The sequence below is a fragment of the Limnospira sp. PMC 289.06 genome (genome assembly GCF_032350395.1).
GTDB classification, from domain to species: domain Bacteria; phylum Cyanobacteriota; class Cyanobacteriia; order Cyanobacteriales; family Microcoleaceae; genus Limnospira; species Limnospira platensis.
In genome coordinates, this window is the sequence record NZ_JARPLC010000141.1 from 1 (window position 1) to 11387 (window position 11387).

Sequence of the window (11387 nt, forward strand, 5' to 3'; positions counted from 1 at the left end):
TGGATTTCAGTTTTCGGTGTCTGACGCACCCTACACCCAATCATTTTTGTGGTGCGTCAGCCCTCAATTATCCGGTGTGGATTTCAGTTTTCGGTGTCTGACGCACCCTACACCCAATCATTTTTGTGGTGCTAGATAAACCTAATCGGTCCATCATCAAGATTAGTGCCATCAAATTGAAGACCGACCACCCCTTCTAAAATAGCAATCAACTCATTTTCGCCGGGAGTCCGACGGAAAATAGCAGTTCCTTGTGGGAGGGGTTGGGGGATATCAGTAGAGAATAAATAATCGTCATTACTCAGTAAGATGACATCAGTAGTGCTGTTAAAATTCAAAATCAAAGCATAGTCAGCCACACCATTAATATCATCATTACCGTTATCGTAAAACGGTCCGTTTTCATTGCCTAATACAAAAGTATCAAAACCTTCTCCGCCAACCAGGGTGTCAATAGTTGTCAGTCCCGGAAAATCAGCGCTAGTATCAACACCAACCAGGAAATCATTACCGCGATCGCCACTTAAATAATCCCTACCTCGACCCCCATAGAGAGTATCATTACCCTGACCACCATATAAACAATCATCCCCATCTCCGCCATAGAGGATATCATTTTCCATATTTCCTAGCAGTATATCATTACCCTGACTACCCAACAGAGTATCATCACCTTTCCCCCCATAGAGAGTATCATCACCCGGACCCCCATCTAGGCTATCATCTCCCTGATTCCCAAACAAAAGATCATTACCATTGCCACCCAATAAAGTATCATTATCCTCGCCGCCATAGAGGGTATCATTACCGTCGCCGCCATCTAAGAAATCATTACCTGCTTCTCCAAATAGCAGATCGCGACCAATTCCCCCTAATAGGGTGTCATCATTTAAACCGCCATAGAGGGTATTGTTACCATTTCCCCCATCTAAGAAATCGTTATTTTGACCCCCATACAGGAGATCATTACCCCCACCTCCGATAAGAGTGTCATTCCCCGTAAAACCATAGAGGGTATTGTTACCACCCCCACCATAGAGCAAATCATTTCCTTCTGTTCCCAAGATTAAACTATTACCGTCGCCACCCTCAAAAACATAATCTGCACTGGGTAGAGTCGGCGTGGGAGTTGGTGTGGGTGTCGGTTCCGAAGGTGTAGGTGTGGGTGTCGGTTCCGAAGGTGTGGGTGTCGGTTCCGAAGGTGTAGGAGTCGGTTCCGAAGGTGTGGGTGTGGGTGCTGGTGTGGGTGTGGGTGTGGGTGTGGGTGTGGGTGTGGGTGTGGGTGCTGGTGTGGGTGTGGGTGTCGGAGGTGGTGTCGGAATGGGAACCGGAGGCGGCGGTGTCGGTTGAGCAACAGGCGGAGGTGTGGGCTCAAAAGGTGCAGGTGTGGGTTCAGGAGTGGGTGGCGCGGGTTCTGGGATAAAAGGGATTTCCTCCTCCTCCTCTCCATTGTCGCCATTGTCGCCATTATCGCCATTATCCCCATTGTCCACGGGAAGAGTGTCATTATCGCCATTATCGCCATTATCGCCATTATCCACGGGAAGGGTATCATTATCCCCATTATCCCCATTGTCAAGGAGTCCGATCTCCTCGGTTTCTGGTTCTGAGCGTATGGATTCGTGATCAATAATATCGGTAAGGTCAGATAATGGTGATATATTTATATCCTCTGCCATCGTGCCAAACCCAAAAGCACTCATCTAACTTACCTCACGATCAATACTGCTAGAGCCATTTTTTTCAGAATAGCATATTCTCTGAGAGAGTCTACCACAAAAGCATAGCAGCCAATTGATAGCCGAAATCTTAATAATTTACGATCATCGTGGATAATTAAGAATCATTCACCGACAGACACAAGTAGGAATGAGAAGAGATGACTAAAACGCGCTATACCTTGCCGAAACTGTTGATTTTATTGGTAGTGGCTGTTAGTGTTTTTGTGGCGATCGCCATTTCCTCTAGTTCTCCAATTCCAGCGAGGTCTGTCACCGAAATTAGGGGAGTTTGGCTAACCAATGTTGACAGCAATATTTTATTTTCAACAACCGGCTTAACTCAGGCTTTAGACCGCCTGCGAAACCTGAATTTTAACACTATTTACCCCACAGTGTGGCAGGGAGGTTATACCCTATATCCTAGCCGTGTAGCTGAGGAGGTGTTTGGTATTTCCAGAGACCCCCACCCCGGATTACAAAAACGAGATATGCTCTCGGAGGTGGTGAGGGAAGGACATAAACGGGAATTAAAAGTTATTCCTTGGTTTGAGTTTGGGTTTATGGCTCCCATTGATTCAGAATTAGCCAAACTTCACCCGAACTGGTTAACACAAACCCAAGATGGTAGTTTCACGAAACCGGGAGGAAATCCTGAGTGGGTGTGGTTAAATCCCTTTCATCCCGAAGTACAACAATTCATTTTAAATCTAGTGACTGAAATTGTCAAGAACTATGATATTGATGGCATTCAATTTGATGATCATTTTGGCTTACCTGCTGAGTTAGGTTATGACCCCTTTACCGTTAAACTATTTAAGGAGCAGCATCAAGGTCAATCACCGCCAGAAAATCCCCTAGATACCTATTGGGTGAGATGGCGAGCCGACCAACTTAATAAGTTGATGGAGAAGGTATTTTATGGGGTGAAAGCAATTCAAGAAGATTGTCTGATTTCGTTGTCTCCGAACCCCCTACATTTTGCGCTTCCGGCTTATCTTCAGGACTGGTTTACCTGGGAAAGAAAAGGTTGGATAGAAGAGCTAGTGCCGCAAATATATCGTTCTGATATGTCTCATTTTATTAGGGAACTAGAACGAGCAGAAATCGAATTAGCGAAAAATCATATTCCGGTGGCGATCGGGATTTTAAGCGGTCTCAAAAATCGTCCTACAGCGACTAACATCTTGGAAGAACAGGTAAAAAATGTACGCGATCGCCATTTTGCGGGAGTCTGTTTTTTCTTCTATGAAAGCCTGTGGAATTGGGCGGAAGACTCCCCAGAGGAGCGAGAAAATCGCCTAAAAAAGTTATTTTCCCATAAGTTTAACCGCCCCCACGCCGCCAAAGTATAAAAACACAATAGCGCCTCCCAGCAGACTTTGAGTCAAGGGGTCAGTAGAGGGGGTTAAAAATCCCCCCAGAATAGCCGCCCCCATCAACACATATCGCCAGATAGATAACATTTTCCCAGAAGATACAATACCCAATATCCCCAAAACAATCTGAATAATTGGCACTTGAAATGCGATCGCAGTTACCAACAGCAATTTCAGGACAAACTCAAAGTATTCAGCAATTGACCATAGCTGTTCTACCACATCAGAACCATAATTAATAAAGAAGGTGAGAGCCGCCGGAACAATAGCCAGATAAGCAAAAACCAATCCGATTAAAAACAGAAAAGTTGACCCCAGAAAAACGGGTCCCAAAATTCGTCGTTCCCGGAGGGTAAGTCCGGGTAAAACAAACTGGATAATCTGAAAAATAATAAACGGACTCGCCACCAGTAAACCGCTATATCCCGCGACTTTAATGGAGACAAAGAAATACTCTCCCGGAGCCAATTGTAAAAGTTTTACCCCTTGAGCGGGAACCTTTAAAATTTGGACAATTGGTTTAACTGCTATAAAGCAAACAACTATCCCAATCACCACAGAAATTAATGAGTAAAAAAGGCGCTGTCTTAATTCTTCCAGGTGGTCAAACAGAGACATTTCTACCTCATCAGGAATTTGGTCGAGGTAGTCATCATCACCGGGGGAAATTTGAGGTTCTGGTGGTTTAATGACGGTGGCTGTTGATGAACTTTTAGCCCTAGTAGAGGTGGCGGGTTGGGAACCATTTACGGAGCCATTACCGTTCAAGGGCGCTTGAGGATTTTTGCCATTAGTATTAGTGGGTCTCGACACCTGTTGAGGAGTGGGAGCCATAGTCAAGCTATCTGGTGCAATTACGGGAGTTTTTGGGGGGGTTGGGTTCTCGGTTTTGAGAGTATCTTGGGCTTCCAATTGAGTGCGTAGTTTCTGATTCTCCCGTTCGGTTTCTGCGAGAAGTTGTTTGAGATTGGTAATTCTTTGATGCAGAACAGTGGCTTCTTGACACAGAGCTTCATAAGCATCAGAATTGGGAGATTGTGAAAATTGGTCTTCCATAGAATTAACTTTTAGGGAACTGTTAGGGAGTGTTTGGCGCTAGGAAAAGAGAGGGGGGAGTAAAGGGTTAGTTAAATTTTATCTTTTAGCATAGGAAATGGGATCAGTTAACCCCAAGGCTTGGAAAGCAGCCAGACGCAAACGACAAGCATCACATACCCCACAGGCTTCAGCTTCTCCCCCATAGCAAGACCAGGTATGCTCCCAGGGAACCCCTAAACTGTTCCCCAATTGGATGATATCTGTTTTTTTGAGGTCAATTAGGGGAGTGTTGATGGTGATAGGATTACCTTCGCGTCCTTGTTTGGTTCCCAGACGGAACACGGACTGCATGGCGACGATATAATCAGGGCGACAGTCGGGATATCCTGAGTAGTCTAGTGCATTGACTCCAATATAAATGCGATCGGCTCCGATGGCTTCGCCGTAGGCGAGTGCAAAACTCAGAAAAATGGTATTTCTGGCGGGGACGTATGTAATGGGGATGGTTGCGGACATTTCCGCCAAAGTGCGATCGCAAGGTAAATCGATGTTATCATCAGTCAAGGCTGACCCTCCCCAACGCTTGAGGTCAAACTCTACGGTTTGATGAGCTGCTACCCCCGCCGCCTGTGCAATTTTAGCCGCCGCTTCCAATTCTCGTAGGTGTCGCTGCTGGTAGTTGAATGACAGTGCATAGCATTCATAGCCATCAGCTTTCGCCTGATACAGCACTGTGGAAGAATCAAGTCCACCAGAGAGTAGAATTACTGCTTTCACGTTTTCTCGCCTTTACCCAACTTCATCTTACTTAATCATAGAATTAATTGTAACAAAAGTTAATAACAATTACCCATATCTATGGGCTATCACCCTAAGAGGGGAGCAAATCACCATCTGCTAGGGGATAGAAGGCGATCGCATTTAGTTAAATTACGACAAACTTCTTAACAATCCTCTGCCCACGGAAAATCGCAAAAATACTTCATATTTACTTCCTCAAAAATTCGCTACACTGGTCAATAAGTAAATTAGAAGTTACGAGGTATTATTCATGACATTTATACCTAAAGTTCAATACAATCCCTCCCGCTGGCTAACTCTGGTTCTGATGACCATGGCATTGTGGGTTGGTGGTAGCCTACTGTTGGATGTAGTAATTATGCCAGCGATGTATCTATCTGGGATGATGCAAGAACCTAGTTTTGCCTCTACAGGCGGAATAGTTTTCACGGCATTTAATCATATTGAAATCCTCTGCGCCGCCTTAGCTTTAACGGGAATGATGGTTTTAGGAATGACTCTTCCTGAAGGGTTCAGCCATCGGATTCGTACCCTGACGGTGTTATCTTCTATCTTGTTGGCGATCGCTTTGTTGTACACCTATAGCCTCACCCCCCAAATGACTGCCCTAGGTGTAAATCTGAATTTATTTAACGCTGTTGAATCGACTCCAGAGGGGATGAATCAACTACACTTTAGCTACCTAAGTCTGGAAGCCTTAAAACTGTTCGCCGCTGGGACTATTTTGGCTTGGTGTTATCATAATCATAATTATGCGGGAATTATTGAGCAGTAATTACCCTTTAATTACTATTAGCAATTGACTAGGTTATAGCCCCAAATATATCAGGGTTTTAACCTGGTTTTTTTATGGTTGACGTGATTTATTAGTAGATAAGAGCACAGGATATTTGAGGCAAAATAGCCCCTGGGTGAGTGTGGCGTAGTTGAGGGAATTAGGCGATCGCCCTAGGCTTCCATCACCTCACGGATAGTACCAATAGCACCCCCTAAAATCTCCGCAGCGCGATCAATTTCCGACTCAGTGGTAAATTTGCCGATACCAATCCGCAAAGCACCTTCCATGGCATTTGGGGATAAAGCGATCGCCCGCAAAACATGGGACGGTGCTTCTACTCCAGAGGAACAAGCCGCCCCCGTAGAAATTGCCAGGCGATCGCGCACCCGTGCTATAATCGCACTATTAGGAACATCTGGAATCGAAATATGCAGATTTCCCGATAAGCGATAATTAATATCTCCATTAATCACCAAACCCGATATTTTGTCAAGTAGTAAATCCTGTAATTTATCGCGCCAATTGGCAATTTTTGCCTCATCTTCTGCCATTTCCAAACCTCGCAGGCGACAGGCTTCTCCCAACCCGACAATTCCCGGCACGTTGAGAGTACCAGACCTAATTCCTCCTTGATGTCCGCCGCCAAACAGAATCGGCTTGAGTGGATAACCTTTTCTAGCCACCAACGCCCCGACTCCTTTTGGTCCGTAGAGTTTATGACCAGAAATCGCCAAATAAGTGATTCCCCATTCCTCAAAATTGATAGGTATTTTGCCCACAGCTTGGGACCCATCGCACAAAAAAGGGACTTGGTGAGCTTGGGCAATTTTAGCAATTTCTGCCATGGGATAAATCGTCCCAATTTCGTTATTAGCAGCCATCATACATAACAGAGAAACCCCATCCTGGCAAACCTTATGCACCGATGCCAAGTCGATTTTACCCTGTTGATCAACGGACAAATAAGTGATATCAATTAACCCTTGTTTAACTAAAGCCTGACCCGTATCTAAAACCGCTGGATGTTCCACCGGAGAGACAGCCATTGTCGGCAAATATGGGGATTTATGATTAATGATGCTACCTTGAATAGCCAAATTAATGCTTTCAGTAGCGCCAGAAGTAAAGATGATTTCTCTTGGGGAAGCGCCGACTAATTCCGCCACTTGTCGCGCCGCTTGAGAAACTGCTTTTTGGGCGCGATCGCCATAAATATGGTCGATACTGCTGGCGTTACCAAATTCTACCGTCATGTAATGCAGCATTTTCTCAGCCACTCTGGGGTCAACGGTCGTGGTGGCGTGGTAGTCGAGATAGATAGGGGGAGAGTCAGTCATCAGATATCCATCAACTGGTTACAATAATCCTGATTCGCCCAAAGCTCGGTCTAGGGTTTCTGCTAACTTGAGTTGTTCTCCCGAATATTGCAGATACTCAAAATCAAGGGTAGCGCCTTGTAACTTCATCACCCCTAAAATATCTCGCCACTGTTTTTCTGAGCTAAAATTGGTATCTCTATACCACAGTAACTTTTGTAAGATAATATCTTCAGGACTCGGCAAAACTAAGGTTTGCTCAGGGTTAGTGCGAACAATTTGCACTTGACGACGTTCAAATTCAGATCGGCTAAATGGGTTGTTTTTTAAGATAAAAATGTCAAATTTTACAATCGACTCATTGTCGATAATATTAAACGAACTTTGATAGCGGACTGCGGATTTTACGGTATCTTCGTCCACATCAAATCGAGGTTGCAATGCCGCGACTAATGGTTGAACCTTGGGTAAGGTTAAGTCTGCCACCAAATCAATATCTTGAGTGCTGCGAGGTTCTCCTAATAAGCTGCTGGCAACGGAACCACCGATGAGGTAAGGGATACCAAGTTGGTCGAGAATTGCCGTCACCACAAGTACCTGAGAAATCGGGTCAGTAATCATAACGGGTTGATTTAGGTTTTGCCCAATAACTTTTAAAGCTGTTTCATCATCTAGGGTGCGAAGTGCGAATTGATGACGAATTTCTAATGGACTGGCTTGAGGATAGCGGTTTTGAATCGCCATGAGAGACATTTCCCAAACCCCTTTTGTCCAACCGCTGACTATGGCAGCTTTTTTCCATAAAGGCAGCGATCGCCACAATTTAAACTGATGGAGTTCGGCATTGATATCAGTATCCCTAGACTGGGTTTTATAGTTGGGCTGAATCTCGCCGATTTGTGTCAGGTGTCCCGAAAGTTCATCCGGGACATCAATAATAATTCTATGCATAGGATAATTTCAAATAAAAAAGTTAATCGATTATAGCATAATTCAATCAATAGAGAGTCCTAACTAGGCCATCGGGGGTCAATTCAAACGAGCCTAGTTTAGATGCTATTTCCCGGTTCTGATGCCCGAGTAATTCTAATCAATTGACCTTTGAGATTTTCTTCCCTGGCAATAGCATCAGCAATCCGCTGTGCCTGTCTTTCTGTATTCAAATCTTCTTTGCAGATGATAATGCCGTAATGATTGGGGTGAAAGCGGTGCAGTCGTCTAAAATCATCCCAATTCCGCGTTAAAATAGACCGTTCCTCATGAACGGCAAATGCCAATACCTCTTCGTCAGGAATTCCCAATCCTGCCTTGCCAGCTTCGGCAATGGTGAGGATATCGTGACCCACTAAACGCAGGAATTCGACAATGGGAAGAGGAAAATTTTCATCGGCATAAAGACGAGCCCTATTTCAATCTTCCTCATTTCTGTGAATTGCCGCTTCCATTTCATCTGGGTGTGCCTGGGAATAGTTCCAAGCATTGACTAAATCTTCGGCGCTGAGTTGAGGAAAATCCTGTAAAATACGACCATCAGATGCCCCTAATCGACGAGAGTTGACGAGAGACCAAATGGGGATGCGCGTATTAGCGACTCTAGCATCGCCGCCACAGACTCCGGGGGTTTTTTCAATCCCTTTCCAAGCGTTACTTAAACTTTGGGCGAGAATTTGAATCGCTTGGGCTTTTTCTTCTGGCGTTAAGGCTAGGAGTTGGGGTTCTAGTTCTTTTAGGGTCATATTTTAAGAGGTGGGACTATTTTATCTGTAAAATCGGAAATCTGCGATCGCCACTTCAGAAATCTACAACTCCAGCTTATCAAATTCCTCTGGTTCTCCATCGGGCAGTTTCATCAATACTAATCATCCCCTCATTTTTTTGGTCATGAACATTATTGGGTTTCGGCATCCCTATTGATATGAAACCAGTTCTGAGAGTGAAGGCGTTCCCAAGCTTTTCGCAGATGGTTGGGTTTAAATAGAGTGCGTTTGCGATCGCTCCATTCCTGTACTCTTTCAATGGCGCGATCGCAATCCATTGCCGCTGGCGGATCTTCCGTCGCAATCCAGTGAAGGGTTGCCAACATTTCCATCCCGTAAGGCGTCTCAAATCCTTCAATTAAATCGCTGACTTGTTGCAGGCGATCGCCGGTATCGGGATGTTCTGATAAAAAGCGATCGGCAGCGTCACGACCCTTTTCTAATACATAAATTGCAGAGGTTTCAGTGCGATCGCCATATCCGCGAATGTAATGACCCTCAATGTTTTGCAAAACATGATTGAGATTCTCTGCATAAGGGCCAAATTGATGTTTGATATAGCGCAGTCTTAACGGTTCGCCTGCTACTTGCAAAAAATAGGCGAGTTTTTGAATTTCCAGCTTAGTTAAGCGATACCCGGGAATGCCGTACAATTCCAGCAAGCGAATCAATAAAGCCCGTCCCCGGGTCATTTTGGGGGTAGAGGTAGCCACTGGAATTTGAGGCGCAACAGGTGCACCAGTGGGTTCAAAAATAACCACCTCAATATCCGGAACTTCCGCAAAAGCTTGAACGATGAGAGGCTTGACTTCCGTCCAATCTAAGCCCCCATTTCCGCATCCCAGAGGAGGAATCGCGATAAGCGCGAATTTCTAACCGCTTGACTTCCTCAACCAGTGCAATTAATCCCGATTCAATATCTTCTATTTTAGATTTTCCCTTCCAGTGGCGCTTAGTGGGGAAATTAATGATGTATTTTGGAAATAGCTCATGGGTAGCAACTACGAACATCTGCCCGGGATGGATTTTCTTAGCATCACAAGCTGTTTTATAGGCTCGGAAATTTTCCGGAAATGCCTGCTTAAATTGCAAAGCAATCCCCTTACCCATGACACCGACACAGTTAACGGTGTTCACCAGGGCCTCAGTCGTTTCGGTCAATAGGTTGCCTTGCTTAAACTGAATCATTGCCGGATAAAAATTCCCGAGTTCTCGTTGTGATCAACCCATTCATTTTAACTGATTTTAAAGGAAGACCTGCCGCTGCGATATCCTCCGCTGTAGCCACTAAGTGAACCACCGGACTTTGCCCCTCTTCATATCCTTGAACATTGCCTCTGGAGATGGCATAAAGCATCGGAGAACGAGGCGCAAAATACCAGGGAACGTAATCGTGAAGCGTGCCGCCCCTTGAACAAGGGATATTAATTTGAGCGCGTTTATTCTGAATAGTTTCGTGAGCAATATCTACATAATTGATCCGCTGAAATTTTAAGCGCTTGTTAGCCAGGATGCCACCAGAACGCAAGATAGAGGGTAAATTTCTAATATGGGTAATAGGGTGGATAGTTGCGATCGCCAGATAGAGTGATACCCGTGAGGAAATCTAGGGGTGATACCGACATAGGGGTTGCTGTTGAAGTGTCCCTCTGAGAATCCTTTCATGCTACCTGAGTCGGTTTGGCTTTAGCCCGTTGCTTAAAACTCTCAAAATGGACTACAGTCGATTTTTCAGCCGCCAGCCATACCTCGTTCACAATTTGAGATAGAGGTGGAATAACCACCAAGAGATACTGACCCACATCTTTGTTTTTATGTCCTGCCACCTTCAGAACTGACGGGAGTTTGTCGGCAAAGTCTTTCCAATCCTGCTGAACCCAGATTACCTCTTCATCAATAACGACTAGCTGCTTGTCACGTAAGCTATCGTCAAATCCGCTCTCATCGAGGAATTTGATAATGCTTCTCACCGTCTGGAGCGAGATGACTTCTCGAAGATTTTTGATGGCCCGGATTTCTAAAACCTGCTCCCAGGTATAAATCACGGTGGGCCTTCGGGAGTTGCTGATTCGGTGCGGGACTACCAGTTGACACCGTTCTAGGTATTGCAGGCGATTGGAGGTGGTAGCCGTTAGGTCGAGGGTTTCTCGTCGAGTGAATCCTTCTATGATAGCCATTCTAGGAGTGTGGATCCCTTATTTATTATAATTTTACAAAAATAGAATAATTAGGGGTCGAGATAGACCTCACGGTCTACCCCTCCCATTCAAAACCGTACTTGAGACTTTCACCTCATACGGCTCCTAGTCTGACCGTCTCCTTGTTAAGAGTACAGCATCATCTCTTCATCAAGAGCTGTCTTATCATCGCGGGTGTGGCGATGTAATAGTTGAAGATTTTTGTATTCATCCTTTCCGCCATGGCTTCTAGGTACAATGTGGTCTACTTCAATTAAATCTGATGGGGTAAAGAATTGCCCGCACCAGGTACACTTGCCTTTTTGCTTTTTAAGTAGTTTTGCTACCCTATTTGGCGTATCGATTGCTTGTCCTTTCCTGGTTGCCCAGTAAGTCCAATTTCCGTCGTATGGTGTTGCGTCA

General features: G+C 45.0%; 11 protein-coding genes and 2 pseudogenes. 2 read left to right on the top strand and 11 right to left on the bottom strand.

Going from position 1 to position 11387, the window contains the following annotated elements:
• Positions 1–131 precede the first annotated feature (131 nt).
• Positions 132–1703, bottom strand: coding sequence for a calcium-binding protein (locus P5674_RS20525; RefSeq protein WP_035737476.1), 1572 nt, complete (start codon positions 1701–1703; stop codon positions 132–134).
• Positions 1704–1879: 176 nt separating this feature from the next.
• On the opposite strand from P5674_RS20525, the gene P5674_RS20530 reads away from it, so the two are divergent.
• Positions 1880–3073: a glycoside hydrolase family 10 protein gene (locus P5674_RS20530; protein WP_006618810.1), complete on the top strand. Its 1194-nt coding sequence runs from the start codon at positions 1880–1882 to the stop codon at positions 3071–3073.
• On the opposite strand, the gene tatC is transcribed toward P5674_RS20530, so the two are convergent.
• The gene (tatC, locus tag P5674_RS20535) at positions 3029–3931 is read right to left on the bottom strand and encodes a twin-arginine translocase subunit TatC (RefSeq protein WP_410548712.1); all 903 of its coding nucleotides are present in this window, start codon (positions 3929–3931) and stop codon (positions 3029–3031) included. The genes P5674_RS20530 and tatC overlap by 45 nt on opposite strands.
• 300 nt (positions 3932–4231) lie before the next feature.
• Positions 4232–4912, bottom strand: coding sequence for a 7-cyano-7-deazaguanine synthase QueC (queC, locus tag P5674_RS20540; RefSeq protein WP_006618808.1), 681 nt, complete (start codon positions 4910–4912; stop codon positions 4232–4234).
• Between the two features lie 274 nt (positions 4913–5186).
• On the opposite strand from queC, the gene P5674_RS20545 reads away from it, so the two are divergent.
• Complete coding sequence (locus tag P5674_RS20545; RefSeq protein WP_006618807.1) at positions 5187–5711, top strand: DUF4149 domain-containing protein; 525 nt, start codon at positions 5187–5189, stop codon at positions 5709–5711.
• Between the two features lie 173 nt (positions 5712–5884).
• Here the strand turns inward: P5674_RS20545 and P5674_RS20550 are convergent, their stop codons facing one another.
• The 8 genes and pseudogenes from P5674_RS20550 to P5674_RS20585 form a co-directional block, all read right to left on the bottom strand.
• Positions 5885–7051: a cysteine desulfurase family protein gene (locus P5674_RS20550; RefSeq protein WP_315642794.1), complete on the bottom strand. Its 1167-nt coding sequence runs from the start codon at positions 7049–7051 to the stop codon at positions 5885–5887.
• An 18-nt stretch (positions 7052–7069) separates the two neighbouring features.
• A complete protein-coding gene (locus P5674_RS20555; protein WP_006617487.1) occupies positions 7070–7981 on the bottom strand; it encodes a hypothetical protein in 912 nt (303 codons plus the stop codon).
• A 98-nt stretch (positions 7982–8079) separates the two neighbouring features.
• Positions 8080–8418 (bottom strand): annotated as a pseudogene (locus P5674_RS20560) (DUF5615 family PIN-like protein); the annotation flags it as partial.
• A 21-nt stretch (positions 8419–8439) separates the two neighbouring features.
• Positions 8440–8766 carry a DUF433 domain-containing protein gene (locus P5674_RS20565; protein ID WP_006617489.1) on the bottom strand — a complete coding sequence of 109 codons (327 nt, stop codon included), beginning with the start codon at positions 8764–8766 and terminating at the stop codon, positions 8440–8442.
• 152 nt (positions 8767–8918) lie between these two features.
• Positions 8919–9975, bottom strand: a pseudogene (gene darG, locus P5674_RS20570) (type II toxin-antitoxin system antitoxin DNA ADP-ribosyl glycohydrolase DarG).
• Positions 9962–10315, bottom strand: coding sequence for a DarT ssDNA thymidine ADP-ribosyltransferase family protein (locus tag P5674_RS20575; protein WP_006617490.1), 354 nt, complete (start codon positions 10313–10315; stop codon positions 9962–9964). The pseudogene darG and the gene P5674_RS20575 overlap by 14 nt, the downstream one beginning before the upstream one ends.
• Positions 10316–10448: 133 nt before the next feature.
• Positions 10449–10964, bottom strand: coding sequence for a hypothetical protein (locus P5674_RS20580; protein ID WP_006617491.1), 516 nt, complete (start codon positions 10962–10964; stop codon positions 10449–10451).
• 146 nt (positions 10965–11110) lie between these two features.
• A partial coding sequence (locus P5674_RS20585) for an HNH endonuclease (RefSeq protein ID WP_315670234.1) occupies positions 11111–11387 on the bottom strand: 277 nt, incomplete at its 5' end.